The 20,779-nt window shown below is 42.5% G+C and carries 13 protein-coding genes and 1 pseudogene; 13 read left to right on the forward strand and 1 reads right to left on the reverse strand.

Annotation, left to right across the window (positions count from 1 at the left end):
• Nucleotides 1–57: 57 nt before the first annotated feature.
• Nucleotides 58–450 (forward strand): annotated as a pseudogene (locus tag GJU82_RS01095) (DUF2202 domain-containing protein); the annotation flags it as partial.
• A gap of 165 nt (nucleotides 451–615) precedes the next feature.
• On the opposite strand, the gene GJU82_RS01100 reads toward GJU82_RS01095, so the two are convergent.
• Nucleotides 616–1,479 (reverse strand): AraC family transcriptional regulator, encoded by an 864-nt coding sequence (locus GJU82_RS01100; RefSeq protein ID WP_153630464.1) that lies wholly within the window; start codon nucleotides 1,477–1,479, stop codon nucleotides 616–618.
• A 140-nt stretch (nucleotides 1,480–1,619) separates the two neighbouring features.
• Between GJU82_RS01100 and GJU82_RS01105 the strand changes: the two genes are divergently transcribed.
• The 12 genes from GJU82_RS01105 (at nucleotide 1,620) to GJU82_RS01155 (ending at nucleotide 20,641) form a co-directional block, all read left to right on the forward strand.
• The gene (locus GJU82_RS01105) at nucleotides 1,620–2,645 is read left to right on the forward strand and encodes an L-rhamnose/proton symporter RhaT (protein ID WP_153630465.1); all 1,026 of its coding nucleotides are present in this window, start codon (nucleotides 1,620–1,622) and stop codon (nucleotides 2,643–2,645) included.
• A 190-nt stretch (nucleotides 2,646–2,835) separates the two neighbouring features.
• Entirely contained in the window at nucleotides 2,836–5,454 is a 2,619-nt protein-coding gene (locus tag GJU82_RS01110; RefSeq protein ID WP_228488510.1) for a glycoside hydrolase family 78 protein, read from the forward strand.
• 15 nt (nucleotides 5,455–5,469) lie between these two features.
• Entirely contained in the window at nucleotides 5,470–6,747 is a 1,278-nt protein-coding gene (locus tag GJU82_RS01115) for an L-rhamnose isomerase (RefSeq protein ID WP_228488511.1), read from the forward strand.
• Between the two features lie 28 nt (nucleotides 6,748–6,775).
• Nucleotides 6,776–8,137: an FGGY-family carbohydrate kinase gene (locus tag GJU82_RS01120; RefSeq protein ID WP_153630466.1), complete on the forward strand. Its 1,362-nt coding sequence runs from the start codon at nucleotides 6,776–6,778 to the stop codon at nucleotides 8,135–8,137.
• Between the two features lie 52 nt (nucleotides 8,138–8,189).
• Nucleotides 8,190–9,485 (forward strand): class II aldolase/adducin family protein, encoded by a 1,296-nt coding sequence (locus tag GJU82_RS01125; protein ID WP_153630467.1) that lies wholly within the window; start codon nucleotides 8,190–8,192, stop codon nucleotides 9,483–9,485.
• A complete protein-coding gene (locus GJU82_RS17815; RefSeq protein ID WP_194830926.1) occupies nucleotides 9,439–9,774 on the forward strand; it encodes an alpha-L-rhamnosidase C-terminal domain-containing protein in 336 nt (111 codons plus the stop codon). Before GJU82_RS01125 ends, GJU82_RS17815 begins: the two co-directional genes overlap by 47 nt.
• Nucleotides 9,775–9,906: 132 nt before the next feature.
• Nucleotides 9,907–10,515 carry an RNA polymerase sigma factor gene (locus GJU82_RS01130; protein ID WP_153630468.1) on the forward strand — a complete coding sequence of 203 codons (609 nt, stop codon included), beginning with the start codon at nucleotides 9,907–9,909 and terminating at the stop codon, nucleotides 10,513–10,515.
• A gap of 190 nt (nucleotides 10,516–10,705) precedes the next feature.
• The gene (locus GJU82_RS01135; protein WP_153630469.1) at nucleotides 10,706–11,893 is read left to right on the forward strand and encodes a FecR family protein; all 1,188 of its coding nucleotides are present in this window, start codon (nucleotides 10,706–10,708) and stop codon (nucleotides 11,891–11,893) included.
• Between the two features lie 104 nt (nucleotides 11,894–11,997).
• Nucleotides 11,998–15,411 carry a TonB-dependent receptor gene (locus GJU82_RS01140; protein ID WP_228488512.1) on the forward strand — a complete coding sequence of 1,138 codons (3,414 nt, stop codon included), beginning with the start codon at nucleotides 11,998–12,000 and terminating at the stop codon, nucleotides 15,409–15,411.
• A gap of 21 nt (nucleotides 15,412–15,432) precedes the next feature.
• Nucleotides 15,433–17,310, forward strand: a complete 1,878-nt coding sequence (locus tag GJU82_RS01145; RefSeq protein WP_153630470.1) for a RagB/SusD family nutrient uptake outer membrane protein — start codon at nucleotides 15,433–15,435, stop codon at nucleotides 17,308–17,310.
• Between the two features lie 5 nt (nucleotides 17,311–17,315).
• Nucleotides 17,316–18,017, forward strand: a complete 702-nt coding sequence (locus tag GJU82_RS01150; protein WP_153630471.1) for a DUF3823 domain-containing protein — start codon at nucleotides 17,316–17,318, stop codon at nucleotides 18,015–18,017.
• A gap of 155 nt (nucleotides 18,018–18,172) precedes the next feature.
• Entirely contained in the window at nucleotides 18,173–20,641 is a 2,469-nt protein-coding gene (locus tag GJU82_RS01155) for a glutaminase family protein (protein WP_228488513.1), read from the forward strand.
• Nucleotides 20,642–20,779 lie beyond the last annotated feature (138 nt).

Below are 20,779 nucleotides of genomic sequence, written 5' to 3' on the forward strand. Positions count from 1 at the left end.
TATTGAGCACCTTTCGGTAGGCCATCGTATTCCGAACATCTTTAGGGGCTCAAGGTATTTGCCAATCTTTCAGCTAGTGAACAGCGGCACATGGATGCAGTTCTGTTGCTAATTGATGGTTACAACGTTGAAAATCCGGCCTTCGATGAGCGTGGTGTTTTCCTTAATGAAACATTGGCCCAATTATATACGAATTTGGTTGCACAGGGAGAAGTCAGTCTGGAAGAAGCGCTTAAAGTTGGCGCTTTAATCGAAGAGACGGACATTGTCGATTTAAACAACCGGCAGGAGAAGGTGGAAAATCCTAACATGGAAATAGTATATGCCAATTTGTTAAAAGGGTCAGCAAATCACCTGTGCGCATTTGCCCGCAACCTGGCTTCACCGGGAATTTTGTACGAACCGCAGGTTATGGATGTTGATTCGTATAATGTTATTATTGGACAATAAAATTTTATAGCCAGTAACATTTCATCCTGATTGCAGTCCTTCCATTAAACACTGAGTTAGTAACTTTCTTCACCGGTTTGGGAATCAGAAGCAGGCATAGAAGATGATCTTTCGTAATTCTCCTTTGCCAGCTTCGAAGTTTGTAATTGTCTATCTACATATTGTTTAGTGCCTGAATTTTGATGGTGGCACTCCGGTCTTCTTCTTAAAAATCCGACTGAAGTAGTGAATGGATTGAAACCCCAGGTCAAAGCTAATTTCCTTGATACTTTTATCTGTAGCGAGCAACAATTCCTTCGCCCGCATGATTTTTAGTTCCATGAAATATTTGTGGGGAGCAACGCCTGTGTACAGTCTGAACATTTTACGAAAGTAAGAATAACCAATGTTGTATTCCTCTGCCATCTTTTCGATGTCAAGCGATCGCTCAACCTCTTCACGCATTTTGAACCGTGCTTCTTCGATGATGGTAGCGATTCGTTTTCCGGAAAATTCCTTTTGTTTCCGGAAGGAATGAATATACCCCAGCAGTTTGATGATTAAGCCCGAAGCAATTTGTTGGAAGCCGGGTTCCTCTTTTTTTACCAAATCGAAAACCCGGTAATATGTTTCGAGTAATTCTTCCCGGTAACCGCAGTTAATGACGGGGTCTTTGGGCGAAAACCACTCGTTTTTCAAAAGATGATTAGCATAATTGCCGTTGAAACCAATGTAGTTTTCGTGCCAGCCTTTGTCATCGTGTGGTTTGTATCGATGCTTGATTCCCGGCCAGGTGATAAAGACACAGCCGGAATGCAATTGAAATTTTCCGAAATCAGTCTCCAGTACACCATAACCATCCGAAATATAGTTGATTTGATATTCGTCCAAAATGCGCCATTTGTCCCAGGTAAAATAATATCCGCTGGGATGTTCCCTTTGCGGATAAGCTACATGGGGAGGCGTTGTGGACGTGCCTGCCACATTCAGATATACGCCCCATTTTCGGTCCTCGTCACCGGGAGTCAGGTATTTGAAGAAGTCATCCATGGATGTTAGTTTAGTGTCAAAATGTGCAAATACTTGATCAATTTGTGTATTTATTTAGTCTGATACATAGACTATTTTTGAAACAATATTATTGTACGGGCAATAACAAAAATAGTAAATACTAACTAAATTCAATATTCATGAGTTCCTTGAGTGCAATTGGATTAATCTCTATTGGAAGTTTGGGAGCCGCCAGTTTTTATGTCCCTTTTAAAAAAGTAAAAGAGTGGAGTTGGGAGTCGTACTGGCTTTCTCAGGGGGTGGCAGCCTGGTTGATTGTTCCCTGGATTTTTGTGTTGTTCACTATCCCGCATGACAAGATTTTTGCCATCATTCATGCAGCGCCTATGTCTGCTAAATTGTTGGCGATTTTCTTTGGTATGTTATGGGGTGTTGGTGGCCTGACTTTCGGCTTAAGTATCCGGTATTTAGGGGTGGCGATGGGACAGAGTATTTCATTAGGATTTTGTGCTGCATTTGGTACGTTGATTCCACCGATTGTTGCAGGTCAGAATTTACTGGCTACGTCTTCCGGCTTATTGATAATTGCCGGCGTTACGATCTGTATCATCGGAATTGCCATTATTGGGTATGCCGGTGCATTGAAGAGCAAAGGACTTAGTGAAGAAGAACGCAAAGCAACTATTAAAGAATTCGATCTGAAGAAAGGACTAATTATTGCTGTGCTGGCCGGGGTGATGAGCGCTGCTTTCAGTTATGGATACGAAGTAGGCAAGCCCATTGATGAGGCCTCATTGCAAGCTGGTGTAAATCCTTTGTTTCAGAGTAATCTTACGTTAGCTTTTATCCTGATAGGCGGTTTTATCACTAACTTCATTTATTGTTTTTACCTCAATTTGAAAAACAAAACCATTCGCGACTATCTATCCGTTTCGAAAGGAGTGTTTTTCAACAATATCTTTTTCACTTTTCTGGCGGGTTTCCTGTGGTTCCTACAATTTCATTTTTACGGAATGGGCAAGAGTTTGCTATCGGCCGGGATTGCGGTATTCTCCTGGAGCATATTGATGGCGTTAAATATTTCGTTCAGCAATATCTGGGGAATAATCCTGAAGGAGTGGAAAGGTAGTTCCCGCCAGACAATGGTCGTACTGGTCACCGGAATCATTGTCCTGATCTTGTCCACATTCGTGGTTAACTTTTAGTGTTTTACTAATCAAAATGCAGGAAGTACTTAATAATACAACATAAACTAAATTTTTCAATGAAAAGGAAACAATACATCCGTTTACTGCTTGTGTTTTTGCTTTGCAGCGGAAATTCATTCACGCTTTCGGCAAAAACTGAGGTCAATAATCTAATTTGTGAATACCGGACAAATCCAATTGGTATGATGTGAAAAATCCCCGGTTAAGCTGGCAAATACAAAGTGATCGGGAAAATGTACTCCAAACTGCTTATGAAATCAGGGTGGCCGATACCCCTGCGAACCTGCACCGCAAAGATGATTTGATTTGGAATTCAGGCAAAGTTGAAAGCAATCAATCCGCTGATGTGGTTTATAGCGGTCCGGCATTAACTTCGATGCAGCGCGTTTACTGGCAGGTAAGGATTTGGGATAACCGAAATAAAGCGACGGAGTGGAGTGAACCGGCATACTGGGAAATGGGGCTGTTAAAACCGACAGATTGGAAAGCTTCGTGGATAACGAGTAGTATGACAGAAGATACTACGATTTCCGAGCCGTGCCCTTATTTCCGAAAAGAATTTTCGCTAACGAAGAAGGTTAAGTCGGCACGAATTTATGTCACCTCGAAAGGGCTCTACCAACTCTTTCTGAACGGGAAAAAAGTGAGTCCTGATTTGTTTGCACCTGGATGGACAAGCTACAACAAGCGGCTTCAGTACCAAACCTACGATGTGACTTCATTGCTGGAGAAGAAAAACGCCATGGGAACCATTCTTGGTGATGGTTGGTATCGTGGATATTTGACCTGGGATAGGAAACGCAATACTTACGGCGATAAACTGGCTGTTCTTTTGCAGCTTCAGATTAACTACATGGATGGAACATCGGAAACGATGACAACGGACAACACATGGAAGGAGAAGAGTGGTCCTATTTTGAGTTCAGATATTTACGATGGTGAAACGTATGATGCCCGATTGAAGATGCCCGGATGGGATAAGCCGGATTTTGACGATAGTCAATGGAATAAAGTATCTGAATTGCCGGATGGGAAAGATATTTTGGTGGCACAGGACGGTGTTCCGGTCAGGGCAGCCGATGAGATCAAGCCAATCAAATTATTCAAGACACCCAAAGGTGAAACGGTTTTTGACTTGGGGCAGAATATGGTTGGTTGGGTTCGGCTAAAGGTTCAGGGTTATAAAGGAGATAAGGTCATATTGAAATTTGCAGAGGTATTGGACAAGGATGGAAATTTCTACACCGCTAATTTGAGAAAGGCGAAAGCAACTGATACCTATATTTTGAGTGGGAAAGGAGTGGAAGTTTATGAACCTCATTTTACGTTCCACGGTTTTCGGTTCGTGAAGGTCGAAGGATTTCCGGGCACTCCCGATTTGAATTCTATCACCGGTATCGTGATTCATTCGGATATGAAACCAACCGGAAATTTTGTCTGTTCTGATTCATTGCTCAACCAGTTACAGCATAATATTCAGTGGGGACAACGCGGAAATTTTCTGGATGTGCCTACCGATTGTCCACAGAGGGACGAACGCCTTGGCTGGACGGGTGATGCCCAGGTATTCAGCATGACGGCTGCTTTTAATTTCAACGTGGCTGCTTTTTATACAAAATGGCTGAGAGATTTGGCTGCCGATCAGCAATCCAATGGAATTGTTCCGCACGTCATCCCGGATGTACTGCACGGGGCAGGAGGTTCGGCTGCCTGGGCCGATGCTTCGGTAATTGTACCGTGGAGCGTTTATCTGACGTATGGGGACAAACGAATTCTGGAGGAACAGTACCCGGGTATGAAATCCTGGGTGGAATATATGCATGGCCGGGCAGGAAAGAAAAATCTTTGGCTGGGAGATGCGCATTTTGGCGATTGGTTAGCATTTGCCACAAACCAATCTGATTATCCGGGAGCAACAACGGACAAAGATTTGATTGCTACTGCCTATTATTTTTATTCCACCAGTTTGTTGTCGAAAATTGCCGGAATTATTGGCAACGAGAATGACGCCGAACAGTACAAGAAACTGGCGGGGGAAATAAGGAAAGCCTTTAATGCAGAGTTTGTAACGCCTAACGGACGACTGGAATCGAATACACAAACAGCTTATGTGTTGGCGCTTGCATTTCATTTGTTGCCCGAGGATAAAGTTTCGAAAGCGGCAAATTACCTGGCGGATGATGTACGAAAGTTCGGGCATCTGACCACGGGATTTGTTGGTACACCGCTTCTCTGCCAGACCTTATCGGACAATGGATATCCTGATTTGGCTTTTATGTTGCTGATGAACAAGAAATATCCGTCATGGCTGTATCCTGTTACCCAGGGAGCAACAACCATTTGGGAGCGTTGGGACGGTCAGAAACCGGATGGCACTTTCCAGGATGTGGGTATGAACAGTTTTAACCATTATGCTTATGGTGCTATTGGTGAATGGATGTATAGTTACGTAGGTGGTATCCGGATTGATCCCAAACAGCCGGGTTACAAGCATTTCTTTTTAGCCCCCCATGTTGGTGGAGGCCTGAGCTATGCAACGACAACCTTCCAATCACTCTATGGATCGGTTGAATCGGATTGGAAAATTCAGGATGATAATTTTATATACACCGTGACGATTCCTGCAAATACAACTGCTACAGTAATATTACCTGGGGCGAATAGTGAGCAATTGACGCTGAATTCATTGCCATTGAAATCTGAAATGAAAAAAGTGGTAACGCAGCAGCCTGATGGAGTATCCATGGAGCTGGGGTCAGGTCAATATAGATTTCACTATCCCTATGAAAATGCGAAAAAGAAATGATGAAATCTAAATGCGATGAAACAAATGAAAGACGATAATCGAATTATGCAGGCTTATCAGCTTGCCAAAGATACGTATGCCACTTTAGGGGTAGATGTGGATGCTGCGGTAAACAAACTAAAAGATGTTGTTATTTCCCTTCATTGCTGGCAAACGGATGATGTGGGCGGTTTCGAAACGCCTGATGCATCTTTGTCGGGTGGCGGAATTCAGGCTACCGGAAATTATCCGGGTAAGGCAACCAGTCTGGAAGAGATGCGGGCTGATTTGGACAAAGTTTTGTCTTTGCTTCCGGGGAAACAACGCCTTAACCTGCATGCTATCTACGGTGATTTCGGTGGTGAATTTGTCGATCGGGACCAGATTGAAGTAAAGCATTTCCAAAGTTGGATCGATTGGTGCAAAGAGCGCGGAATCGGACTGGATTTCAATGCTACCTGTTTTTCGCACCCCAACGCGGCTGATGGATTTACCCTGGCCAGCAAGGATGAATCCATTCGGAAATTCTGGGTGGGACATGCCAAACGTTGCCGGGCCATTTCTGCTGAAATTGGCAAGCAACTGGGTACTCCCTGTGTGCATAATCTCTGGATTCCGGATGGGACAAAAGATACTCCGGCCGACCGGAATGGCTATCGTGCACAATTGAAAAAATCGCTCGATGAAATAATGGCTGTGGAGTATCCGAAAGAATACATGAAGGATGCTGTAGAGAGTAAATTGTTTGGCATTGGAGCAGAGTCGATGACGGTTGGTTCGCACGATTTCTACCTGGGCTATGCAATCAAAAATAACAAACTGATTTGTCTGGATAACGGGCACTTTCATCCGACGGAACAGGTGGGCGATAAGATTTCTTCTTGTCTGCATTTTCTGGATGAAATTTTGTTGCATATCTCCCGTCCGGTACGCTGGGATTCGGATCATGTCGTTACCCTGAATGATGACGTTCAGTTGATTGCCTCCGAGGTGATACGCAACAATTTCCTAAGCCGGGTGAATATCGCGCTCGATTTCTTCGATGCATCGATTAACCGGATTGGGGCGTATGTAATTGGAACACGGGCTGTGCAAAAAGCTTTCCTCATCGCTTTGCTTGAACCGACAACAAAGCTGAGAAAACTGGAGGAGTCCGGCCAAAACTTTGAACGTCTGGCGTTTATCGAGGAGTTGAAAACGATGCCGTTTAGTGCGGTCTGGGATTACTTCTGTCTCCGGGAAAGTGTTCCTGTAGGAGTGGATTATATAAGTGAAATTCAACGGTATGAGCGGGATGTGCTTTCTAAAAGGTAATATTTCTATCTTATTCACGAAGTAGTTTATGAAGGGAATTGTCGCCTTTGATATTGGGAAGACCAACAAGAAAATCTTGTTATTCGATGAGAACTTCCGGGTAGTATACCAGGATGAGCAAAAGATGGAGCCTGTTGTGGATGATGAGGGTTTTGAGTGCGATGACATTGCTCGGATCGAACATTGGATTTTTGACAGTTTGCGAAAAGTAATGATGTCAGAAGCGTATGAGATTACTGCCGTTAATTTCTCCACTTATGGCGCCTCATTAGTTTGGCTTGATGGAAATGGGAAGCGATTGGGGCCATTGTATAACTACCTAAAACCGGTTGATGGGCAAATTGCTTTATCGCTGTTTGAAAAGTATGGTGGAGAAAGTGAGTTTTGTCGTCAAACTGCCAGTCCGTCACTGGGATTGCTGTTGAATTCGGGTATTCAACTCTTGTGGATGAAGGAGAAACATCCGGATGTATATCGGAAAGCCAAAGGGATTTTACACTTTCCGCAGTATCTCTCTTATCTATTAACTGGGCAAATAGCGGCGGAATCAACCTCCATTGGTTGTCATACTTTTTTGTGGGATTTCGACCATAATCAATATCATCAATGGTTGACAGATGAAGGAATTCAGCTGCCTTTGCCCCTTCCCAACAGTCATATGATTGATGTTGAGGTAGAAGGAAAAACATTGAAGGCTGGAGTCGGGATACACGATAGTTCAGCCGCGTTAGTTCCTTATTTGATGGGGACTGATGAACGGTTTGTACTTCTTTCAACAGGGACCTGGTGCATTAGCATGAATCCCTTTAACCATGAAAGCCTGACCGAAGAAGAGTTGAAGCAGGATTGCCTGAACTACATGAACATTTATCAGAAGCCGGTAAAATCGTCCCGGTATTTTCTGGGGCATATCCATGACGTGAATGTGGAACGGCTGACAAATTATTTCGGGGCGGAGACATCAGCCTATAAGTATGTTGGATTGAATAAAATGCTACTCAAAAAGTATCTGGAGAATGGACTGCAAAGCTTTTTCCGCAAGAAATTGCTGACTAGTTATTTGGATGATTCGGTTGATTTGGAACAATTTGACAACTTCGAAACGGCTTATCATCAACTCATGTTCGATTTGACAGAAGAATGCATTTGTTCATTGAGACTGGTCTTTCCTGCTAAAGATGACGTGGAAAGCCTGATTGTTTCCGGTGGATTTGCCAGGAACGAGATTTTTATGGCTTACCTGGCTTCCCGGTTTCCGGAGAAACGCGTTTATACGAGTGAGATCGATAATGCTTCAGCATTGGGAGCTGCGCTGGTTTGTGCTGAAGAGGTTTTTGGTCATGCCAGGAAGCCAGTTGGCCTGGGACTAAAAAGATGGTATGCCCTGTAAATAGTAGATGATATTGTAATGGTAATATGGAATGAATAATAAAAATAGAGTGATGAAGGAATCGGATTTTCAATTAATGCACCCACGGGATCAGATTGTGTTGATCATTACCCGAATCTATCAAAGGGGATTGACGACCACGTCGGGAGGTAATATTTCGATAATGGATGAGAGCGGTGATCTGTGGGTTACTCCGTCGGCTATCGATAAGGGTTCGCTGAACAGGGACGATATTATCCAGGTGAAAAAAGACGGGTCGATTATAGGGAAACACAAGCCCTCTTCAGAATATCCTTTTCATAAGGCCATTTACGAGATTCGTCCCGATATTAAAGCCGTGATTCATGCGCATCCGCCGGCACTGGTATCGTTTAGCATTGTCCGGCAAATACCGGATACCAATGTGATACCTCAGGCTAAAAACATTTGCAGTTCTGTAGGATACGCACCCTATGCGCTTCCCGGCAGTGAAGAACTGGGCGAGCGTATTGCCGGTGTATTCAGGGAAGGACACAAAGCGGTGATAATGGAGAATCATGGAACTGTTGTTGGCGGAAGCAACCTGGATGATGCTTTTCAGCGGTTTGAAACGTTGGAGTTCACTGCCCGCGCGATTATCAACGGGAAAACGATTGGGAAGGTAAAATCGCTTTCAGATAGCCAGATTAATGCCTTTGAAGAACAAATTCCTCATCTGTCGCCGGAAATGGAGAAGGTAGAAGGAACTTCTGTAGAGCAGGAAAAAAGAGAGGAAATTGTGCGGTTTGTCAAACGAGCCTGTCAGCAGGGATTAATGATTAGTTCCTACGGAACCGTTTCCCGTCGCTGGAAAGGGAATGATTTTCTGATTACACCGACGAATATGAACCGTTGGGATATGACTCCTGATGATGTGGTCCAGATAAAGAATGGAGAGCGGGAACCGGGGAAAATTCCGAGCCGTTCAACGTGGTTGCATCAGGAATTGTATAAACGTCACCCACACATCAATTCCATAATTCTGACGCAATCACCTTACCTGATGGCATTCAGTGTTACCGGAAATAAGTTTGATGTGCGTACGATCCCCGAAAGTTGGATTTTTTTGCAGGATGTGCCCAATGTATCTTTCGGTTCACACTTTAAAGGAAATGACACGGTTCCGGATTTGATAACCGAATCAGTTCCCGCAGTCATCATCGATAATGATTCGGTGATCGTGACAGGCGATACATTGTTGGGCACCTTCGACCGCCTGGAAGTGGCTGAGTTCAGTGCGAAGTCGTTGGTTATGGCTACGTCTTTAGGAAAGTTGGCTCCTATTGGTCAGTCTGAAGTGGACGAGCTGCGGAAAAAGTTTCTATCATAAACGGAAACTTCCTGACTGGGGAATTGGAGCGATCGGGACCTGGCTCTATAAAGGGCAAAGCGAAATTTATCCTGCTCCACGGCAATCAGGATTTAAACCTATTATACTGCAACCTTATTTTTCCGATGAACCTGGCTCTGTAGCTTTATCGCATCAATTTCGTCGCGGGCAAATTGTGTCAAGCTGGGAAAAGGAAAAGATGAACGTTTCCTGCAACCGGAGGAAGAGGATAATAGTTGGAGACGCAAATGTACTTTGTTATCGGTATTCGTTTTGTCATGATAGTTAGGCGTATTTTTAGGTTTGTTGGTGAGTTTATGTTTGGGGCCGAACGAGCATTGGTTTCCCGGGCAACTGCGATTAATCATTTTTTGGTTACATTCATACAAAATTCTATTTTTGAAGGTTAATTTTGTATCCTATGAATGAATATCCAGACCATACGAATCGGGACCGGGATTATTGGGAATTGGTCTGGAATAACTTCAGGGAAGGCGATCGGAGGGCCTTTGAAACGATCTATAATGAATTCTCAGATAGTCTTTATGCATACGGTTCAAAAATCACTTCCGATTGCGAAATGTTGAAAGACTGTATTCAGGATGTTTTTATTGACATCTATAAATACGGTACAGAATTAAGAAATCCGGCTTCACTTGAGTTTTACCTGTTTAAAACATTGAAAAGAAATATATTCAGGAAACTGAAAGAACAAAGCGGAATAAAACTGGCAGATATTCAATCCAATAGTTTTTATCTGAAGTTCGAACTTGAAGAACGAAATGAGCAGGAGGAGATGTTGGATGAAGGATTGTTGAAGCTTCAGGCTCATTTAAAAAGTTTAAATCCCGTACAACGGGAACTTTTGTACCTGAAGTTCAACAGTGGACTTTCCTACGTTGAGATCGGCCGGATTCTCGGCATTAAACCCGATACAGTAAAAAAGCAAGTATACCGTTTACTGGATGGTTTACGCAGTCAGTTGTCAAAGAATCCGCTCGAATTGCTTTTCATTTACTTTGCAGAATAAAGACTTTTCTTCCATCTATTTTCCTTAACGAACTCCCAGATTTAACAGAAAAGTTCGTTTGTTAACATTTTATTTCGGCCTAAAAGATTTAAAATCAATACTTATTGTTGATTTATGTTTTTCAACATGTATTATTTTTGTCCCGTTTTGGGAGATTCCTACTCTTGTTTGTGAATAAATGTTAATGTGAATGAATATTTACGAACGACTAATAGAGAACCCATTATTTTTTAAATGGATTTATCATCCTTCACCGGAACTTGAGGATTACTGGGAGAGATATATTCAGTTGAATCCGGATGAGGCGCGGTTTATAACTGACTTTAAAAAGCAGTTTGAGCTTTTGCGTTACGAGGAATCCACTTTGTCGGAATTGGAAAAGCGTAGTCTGGCGCAGCAAATTGTGCAAAAACTCGATGCAGCCGATCGGGAAAAAAAGAAAATTGGTTTGCTCAAATCCATATTACAATATGCAGCTATTGCCATTTTATTTTTCTCCATTGGAGGACTGTTGGTATATCAACTCATGTTGCCGGAAAAAACGAATTACTTCGCTCAACAAACCGCTATTCCTACGTTAACCAATAAACCAGTACTTATTCTGAACAACAAAGATCAGATCGACTTGAAGGACAAAGAGTCAGTGCTGGATTATTCGAGAAAAGACACCATCGTGTTTAATGGAGGGCATGTAATCAATACACAAGCGGATGATAATAATCCGGTGATGAACCAATTGATTATCCCTTATGGGAGCCACTCAAGGATTCGTTTGTCTGATGGAACCATTGTGTGGTTGAATGCCGGAAGCCGATTAGTTTATCCTTCACGTTTTGCCAAGAAGACAAGAGAGGTGTATTTGATAGGGGAAGCTTTCTTTCATGTTCATAAAGATCCTGAGCAGCCATTCATTGTAAAGACAGGCATGCAGGAAATAAAAGTACTGGGAACCAAATTTAATGTTTCAGCCTATCCTGAAGATAACGTGATTCAGACGGTTCTGGCTGAGGGCTCTGTGAGTCTGCATGCAAATGGATCCGGTTTGTTTGCCAGCGATGTAAAACTGAAGCCTAACCAGAAAGCATCATTTGACAAAAGCACCAAAGAAACTAAGATTGTTACGGTTGTTGCGGGCAATTATACGAGCTGGACAGAAGGCCTTCTGTCCTTTCAGAATACCGACCTCAGTCGTGTAATAAAAAAGCTGGAACGTTATTACAATATCTGTTTCAAATATGACGATCCATTGAAATCGACGATTGAAATCAGTGGAAAACTGGATTTAAGTCAGGGACGCGATGATTCCTTCAAATACCTGGAACAGGCAGCGGGAGTAAAATTTGTTAAACTTAATGATCAAAATTATGAAATAAAATAAAAAACCGGAAAATGGTGGCACATCTCCCGGTTCGATAAACACCAATAAATATCAGTATTTATTAACATTTAAAGCTTTACAAATCTATGAAAAAAAATCGACGAATGGATTTTCTCTTTCGGGAAAGTCTATTGAAATTATGGCGAATTATGCGCATTACCTTGTTCTTGCTTTTCATTTCGGTTATCACCACTTTTGCGGGCAACAGCTACGCACAGGAAACCCGACTTAACATCCAGTTTAATAATGGAACTGTTGGCAGCATTATTAAATATATAGAGAGCAACAGCGATTTTGTTTTTCTCTATAAAAACGAGGATCTGAATGTCAACAAACGTGTTAATGTCAACCTGAAAGATGCTTCTATCGAGCAAATTCTTAGTAAAGTTTTAGAGGGACAGAATGTCGGTTTTAATATCTACAAAAGACAAATTGTAATACATAAGAATCCAGGTAAGGGAACTGCCATTGTCCAGCAACCTGAAAAAACCATTGTCGGTAAAGTTACCGACACTTCTGGTTCTCCTGTTCCGGGGGTTACAATTATAGCCAAAGGAACAAGCCACGGAACCATCACGGATAGCGATGGAAATTATACACTGAAGATTAAACCAGATGTTAAGACGTTGGTTTTCTCGTTTGTAGGAATGAAAACCAGAGAGGTTAATGTAGGTGATAATAATGTTATCAACGTTCGACTGGAAGAAGCATCCATTGGATTAGATGAAGTGGTGGCAATTGGGTACGGTGTGCAGAAGAAGGAGTCTCTTACTGGGGCAATTTCGGGGGTGACATCAAAGGATCTGGAGGATGTTCATGCAACAACAGTTAGTTCCGCATTGGCTGGTAAAATAGCGGGAGTCTCTTTCCGAATGCCGGATGGACGGCCAGGTGCTAGTGCTAATATCCAAATTCGTAATATGGGAGATCCGCTCTATGTAATTGATGGAATCCAGAAAGATGCGGGCCAATTTAATAACCTGTCTCCTAATGATATTGAAAGTATTAGTGTACTGAAAGATGCATCCGCCGCTATTTATGGTGTGCGTGCTGCTAACGGAGTTGTGGTGGTTACGACCAAAAGAGGGAAGTTAGGTTCGAAAAATACAATTAACGTAGATGCGTATACCGGATGGCAAAATTGGTCGCGTTTTCCGAAAACGGTTAATGCATATGATTGGATGCTTGGTAAGGCTGATGCAGAAATGAATCTTGACGGGCATACCAATATTACTCCGGAAGAACTTGCTAAATGGAAGGCCGGAACGGAGCCTGGTTATCAAAGTTTCGATTGGTATGATTTTATCATCAAAGGCAATTCTCCTCAAACATCAATTAATATTAACGCTACAGGAGGTTCGGATAAAATCAATTACTATTTGTCACTCACTCGGTTGGATCAGAATTCAGTTTTGGGACGTCAGTTCACATTTGCTCGTACCAACTTGCAGTCGAATATCGATGCTAAGATTACCAAGCGCTTCAAAGTCGGAGTCTCTATTAACGGACGGATTGAAACACGCGATAACCCGGGAGTTCCCGGAACCGACGACTACTGGGCACCACGATTTGCACTTTTCAGAAACCGTCCTACAGAACGTCCGTATGCTAATGACAACCCCAATTATATCAATAATATAGGACATATGGATACAAACTGGGGATTGTTGAATAAAGCCAATTCGGGATACTGGCATGAAGATTGGCGTGTAATGCAACTGAATTTCACAGGTGATTATGATTTGCCAATAGATGGACTATCTGCTAAGGGAACCTATTCATACTATTTTGCAGATCGTTTGATGAACGGACATGAGTATACTTACGATGCTTACACCTATTATCCGGAAACTGATGAATATAAGATTACTTTTGCAAATAAGAATCCCTGGCGTGAGAGAGCTACTCACAAAGTTTTCGAAAATGTGTTGCAAGGGCAGTTGAACTACAATAAAACCTTTGGAAAGCATACCATCGCTGCCACTTATGTTGCTGAACGTATTAAAAGAAGGGAACTGGATGTATGGGTTCATGCAGTGCCGAAAACCAATGTTTTGCCTCTCATACAGTTTGCTGATATGGATACTTACAATGACAGAGATTGGACGCAGGCGCGTATCGGTTATGTTGGTCGATTGACCTATAACTACGCAAATAAGTATTATTTGGAAGTTGCCGGACGTGAAGATGGATCATGGAAATTTGCATCGGATCGTCGCTGGGGATTTTTCCCGTCAACTTCTATTGGATGGCGGATTACCGAGGAAAATTTTGCAAAAGCTTTGTTGGGACAGAGTACATTTGACCTAAAATTACGTGCTTCCTATGGTGAACTGGGAGATGATAATGTGGGCATTGGCGACTTTGACTATTTAACAGGGTACAACTATGCTACATCTACAGTGATAATGGATGGCGAGGTCATCAAAGGTTCAAGGGACCGGGGCGTTCCTATTACCTCTATTAGCTGGTATACAAGTAAGATTACGGATGTCGGAGCTGACTATTCTTTTTGGGGAGGGAAACTGAGTGGTACGGTAGATTATTTTTATCGTAAGCGCGAAGGTTTGAGAGGTAGGAAGTATGATGTTCTGGTTCCAAGTGAACTTGGATATACTCTGCCTGATGAAAATGTCAACAGTGATGCAACGATGGGAGCAGAGGCCTCGATTAATTATAATGGAAAGGTTGGAGACTTATCTTACACGGTAGGTGCAAATGTTTCTTATGCACGTAATCGTTTTTTAAGTTCTTATAAGCCCACTTTCGGTAATTCATGGGATTATTATCGTAATTCTTCGGAGGATAGATGGACCGGCACTTATTGGGGTTATGAGGTTGTTGGTCAGTTCCAGTCGTTCGACCAGATAAACTCTTGGCCCGTGAATAACGATGGCGAAGGTAACAAAAGGATGTTACCTGGAGACTTAATATACAAGGACGTTAACGGTGACGGAGTAATTAATGGGTATGATGAGCGACCGATAGGTTATCCGAGAGACCGTAACCCGATTTTGAACTTTGGTTTCAATATTACCGCACAGTTTAAGGGATTTGATCTTCGGGCTGATTTCTCGGGTGGTTCTATGTATTCATACAACCAGGGATGGGAAATGCGTTGGCCTTATCAGAATGGAGGCAACTTGTTAAAACAATTCTATGATGACCGCTGGCACCGGGCCGATCCTTTTGATTTAAATAGTGAATGGATTCCCGGTAAATATCCTGCATTGCGTTTTAATACCGGATGGCATAATAACTATAACAAGAATTCGACATTCTGGTTGACTAGTGTGCGTTATCTCAGGTTGAGAACGTTCGAGATTGGATATAGTATTCCCAAAAACCTGATTGCCAAAGTTGGCATGCAAAAAGCGCGCTTATATGTGAATTCATATAATCTTGTTTCGTTCGATAATCTTAAGAAACTTGGCGTTGAACCGGAGATTATGGACCAAAATGGTCTGCAGTATCCGCAAAATCGCATGGTAAATGTTGGTGTTAACCTTTCATTCTAATCTAAAAAAGGAAGTAGAAAAATGAAAAAATATATTTCAATATTGTTGTTATTCCTGGCTTTTGTTTGGGGATGTAATGATAAAGCGTTTCTGGACCGGAAACCTACGAATATTTTAATCGAGGATCAGGTGTGGAAGGACAAAAGCCTTATTCTTTCGGTTGTCGCTGATTTATATGACAGAATTCCAGAGTTTCAAACCATTGAAAATTGGTGGAACTATGCTGATTTTGACGAAGGCTTTGGTTCGGCGAATGGAGATTATTGGCGAAGTAAAAATAGTGAGTGGGGCTACGGAGAGTGGTCATTATGGAATTACAATTACATTCGGGAAATTAATCTTTTTATCCAAAAAGCAGAATCAGATCTTACCAATAGCTTAGCTCCCGCCGATAAAGCCCGTTTTATTGCAGAAGGACGTTTCTTGAGGGCAACGGCTTATTTTGAGTTAGTGAAACGCATGGGAGGCGTGCCGCTTATTCTGGAACCGCTTACTTATGACTTTAGTGGGGATCCTTCCTACTTGCAATATCCGCGAGCTAAAGAATCGGAAGTGTATGATTTTATTCTTAGTGAACTCGATGCGATTAAAAAGGATCTTCCCAATGATGTGAATATCAAAGGGAGAGCCACTCAAGGGTTAATTTTGGCGATGGAATCAAGGGTCGCTCTCTATGCTGGCTCTATAGCGAAATACGGGGCAAAAACACCTAATGTTACTCTGTCTGGCGGTGAAGTTGGCATTCCGGCTAATATGGCTACCAGTTATTACCAAAAAGCTCTTAGTGCTGCAGAAGAACTAATCAATAGCGGAACTTATGCTCTTTATCAAAAAAAAGAAAATCTGTCTGAGAACTTTGCCAGCCTTTTCATTGATAAGAATGCTAATCCGGAAGTTATTTTTGTAAAAGACTTCAAACTTCAGAGTGGTAAAGTCGAGCCTTTTACATTGCAAAATCAACCATGGTCCGGAGCAGAGGATCTGGAAGGGGGACGGCTGAATCCTTCTTTAAATCTGGTCCAGTCTTTTGAAAAATTGGATAATACGTTTGAAACTTTCCAGACAAATACAGCAGATGGTAACTTTATCTATTACGATAATCCAAGTGATATTTTTGCAGGTCGCGATGCTCGTCTTGCAGGAACCGTAATGATTCCTGGCTCTAAATACAAAGGAAAAGATCTGGATATATGGGCTGGTTATATGCAGGCCGATGGGGCGATTATTACCGGAGATACATATGGTGCTCGTAAGGAGCTTCCCAATGGAGAAGTAGCCCAGGTGGTCGGCTTTGACGGACCTATTGATGGTTTGGAGTTTACCGCTCAAACAGGATTTTACGTTAGGAAGTTTATGGACACAGCAACAGGTTCTGGTCAACGTGGATTAAACAGTGAGGTATGGTGGGTGCGCTACCGGCTTGCAGAGGTTTACTTAAATGCTGCTGAAGCTGCATTTGAACTGGGGCAACCTGAAAAAGCTGCAACTTATATGGATGTTGTTCGGAGAAGAGCAGGATTTAATACTGATTTGACAGCAGCCGATATGACTTTCGATCGTATTGTTCATGAACGGAAGGTCGAATTGGCTTTTGAAGGCCATGAATTGTGGGATATGAAGCGGTGGCGTTTGGCTCATATTGTTTGGAATGGAGAATCATTGCCGCTAACAACAAAACCGTGGAAAGCTGATGAAGTAAGTAACCGGGTATTTGGCTTATGGCCCTACAAATATTATGCGCCAGGTGACCCAAATGACGGTAAATATGTTTATATTCAACACTTGCCAGCTCAGGTAACAGGTGCAGATAGATTCCGTTTAGGTAATTATTATTCGAAAATCAGCGATGAAATTTTGAATAACAATCCAAAAATTGTTAGAAATCCTAATCAAAACTAAAGAAAATGATCAAGTTCAAATTTATAATACTACTGGGGATTGTAGCTGCATTTCTTTCAGCATGTAAATATGACAACTATTCAGAACCCCAATCCTATCTAAAAGGAAATATTGTTTATAACGGAGAACCTATTAATGTAAGCTATAATGATGTCACTTTTCAGTTGTGGGAACCTGGTTGGCAAAAGAGCTATCCCATTGATGTTGTAGTAAATCAGGATGGCGCTTACTCTGCATTGCTTTTTAATGCTAAATACAAACTGATTATTCCTTCCTCACAAGGACCTTTCAGGAATAAGGTTAATGCAGAAACAGGTTCTGATACTATTATCGTAGACTTAAAAGGAAGTCAGAATATGGATATAGAGGTAGAACCATATTATATGGTCCGAAATCCTCAGTTTTCAGTCTCGGGAAGAGATTTGACGGCTACATTTAAAGCAGAAAAGATTATTACTGATGCAGATGCACGGGATATCGAGCGGGTTGATTTATATGTCAATAAAACGCAATTTGTTGATTTTAGAGCCAATGTTGTAACCGCAGAAATAGCGGGGGGAGATATATCAGATCCCAATTCTATCAATATGACTGTGACGATACCAGACTTGGTTCCAACGCAAAATTATGTTTATGCACGTGTTGGGATTAAAATTGTAGGTGTTGAGGACATGATCTTTTCTCCTGTTCAAAAGGTCGAGTTTTAAAATTTTGGATTTATTGAAGGACTGTTCAGGTTAACGCTGTTCCTGAACAGTCCCTCTTTATTTTTCGGAATATTTCTCAATTTTTGTATAAAGCCAAACCAAGATATAATATGTTTCGCATTGGTCAATTAATATTCCTATTATCAATAGGATTTATGTTTGTAGCTGGCATAGCAATGAAGAAAGCGGGTGCGCAACCTATTGCTACATATCTCCGAGCACCTGCTTACCCACTGGTGACTGTTGACCCATACACCAGCGCCTGGAGTGAAACCGATACACTCTATAATAGCCCGGTACGACACTGGACGGGAAAAACTCATTCCCTCATTGGGGCTATCCGTGTTGATGGTAAGGTCTACCGGTTTATGGGGAAAGAAAATATACCATGGATTGCTATTTTACCCATGGCCAAAGAAGAACCATGGGAAGGAAAATATACCATGCAGAAGCCGGAGACAGGCTGGGAGCAAAAAAACTTTACAGAAAAAGGGTGGAAATCGGGTAAAGCTGCTTTCGGTACTTCCGGTATGCCTGCTTTGTCAACTCTGTGGGAAACCAAAGACATTTGGGTTCGTCGCGAATTTAAACTGCCTCCACAATTACCGGCGAATAGTATCTACGTGATATATTCACATGACGATAATTTTGAGCTTTATTTGAACGGTAAGAAACTCGTGGATACGGGATATAGCTGGAAAAATAACGTGGTATTGAAGCTGGATAAGATGTTGTTGCTCCCTGGTCGTCGAAACGTTATTGCGGTACACTGCCATAATAAAACCGGAGGGGCTTATGTCGATTTTGGCCTTTATCGTGAAAACAACCAATCGGAAATATTTACCCACACGGCATTTCAGGATAGTGTGGCTTTATCTGCAACACAGACCTACTATGGCTTTACTTGCGGACCGGTAAAACTGGGACTTACTTTCACTGCCCCACTACTGCCCAATGATCTTGATTTGCTCTCGCGTCCCGTAGACTATATTAATTACTGGGTACGTTCGAACGATGGAAAAGCACATCAGGTGCAGCTTTATTTTGAAATAACCCCGCAGTGGGCGGTTAATGAAGTAAGTCAGGAGGTTCGTGTATCCCGGGGTAAAACCGGTCATATTTCCTATCTGAAAGCAGGAACCACAGCCCAGCCTATCCTTCAGAAGAAGGGCGATGACGTGCGAATTGATTGGGGGTATGTATACCTGGCTACCAGCGGAAATCCTCAATCTTCGATGTCAATCGGAAATTATTTCGAAACGAAGAAAGTATTTGCAGAGAATGGAGCTATTCCTGTCGGAAAGCGGGATCTTACAGCAAAAATGACACGGAATATGCCCGCGATGGCCTGTGAAGAGAAGCTTGGAAAGGTTTCCAATCAGCCGGTGAAAGGATTTGTGATGATTGGCTACAACGATATCGAGTCGATTCAGTATTTCGGACAGAATTTAAAGGCTTGGTGGACCAGGAACGGCAAGGTCTCGATGGATGATGCACTGCTGGCGGCTGCAGAAGACCACGCTAAGGTACAAGAGCGTTGTGCGAGGTTTGATAACAAAATGTGGAATGAGACTTTGGCGGCAGGGGGAAAGCAGTATGCCGAATTGTGTGTGTTGGCTTTTCGACAATCAATTGCTGCTCACAAGTTGACAAAGGATCCTCAGGGTAATATTCTGTTCTTTTCCAAAGAAAATTTCAGTAATGGTTCCATCGGGACCGTTGATGTGACTTACCCCTCGGCACCACTGTTCCTGAAATACAACCCGGAACTGTTGAAAGGAATGCTGAATCCTATCTTTTATTTTTCAGAAAGCGGAAAATGGACCAAGCCCTTTGCTGCTCATGATGTGGGGACTTATCCAAAAGCCAACGGGCAAACTTATGGCGGCGACATGCCTGTAGAGGAGAGTGGAAACATGGTTATCCTGACAGCTGCCATTTCCCAAATGGAAGGGAATGCAGGATATGCCAAGAAACATTGGAAGGTATTGACAACCTGGGCCAATTATCTTCTGGATAAGGGAATGGATCCGGAAAACCAATTGTGTACCGATGATTTTGCAGGTCATTTTGCTCACAATACCAACCTGTCGATCAAGGCCATAATGGGAATTGCCTGCTATGGCAAGCTGGCAGGAATGCTGGGGGAACAAGCAGTAGCTAAAAAATACACCGAGGCGGCTAAAGCAATGGCCCAAAAATGGATACAGATGGCCAATGACGGTGACCATTACCGTCTTACCTTTGATAAACCGGGTACTTGGAGTCAGAAATACAACCTGGTTTGGAACCGGATTTTGCATCTGAACATCTTTCCTCCGGAGGTTGCACAGAAAGAGGTGGCCTATTATCTGACAAAACTGAATCCCTATGGTTTGCCGCTTGATAGCAGGAAGACTTACACAAAAGCCGATTGGGAGGTGTGGACCGCTACCCTGGCTGAAAATCCGCAGGACTTTGAGAAGCTCATCTCGGGACTTTACCGGTTCGTAACCGAAACACCAGACCGGGTTCCGATGAGTGACTGGTATGAAACCACCAATGCGAAAAAGGTTGGATTTCAGGCACGTTCGGTCGTTGGTGGATATTTTATTAAAATGTTGGAACAAAACGGGAATAAATAACCGATGATTTAGAATGAGATAAAGCCTACAGTATCTGGGTAATAGCTTGCTTTAGGTTTAAGATCAGGTTATTAAAAGCTAAGTGAACCCGTGTTTGTTGTTTTTGACTGATCTGGATCCTGTATTCCTATACAGGAT

The organism is Prolixibacter sp. SD074, from assembly GCF_009617895.1.
Lineage (GTDB): Bacteria > Bacteroidota > Bacteroidia > Bacteroidales > Prolixibacteraceae > Prolixibacter.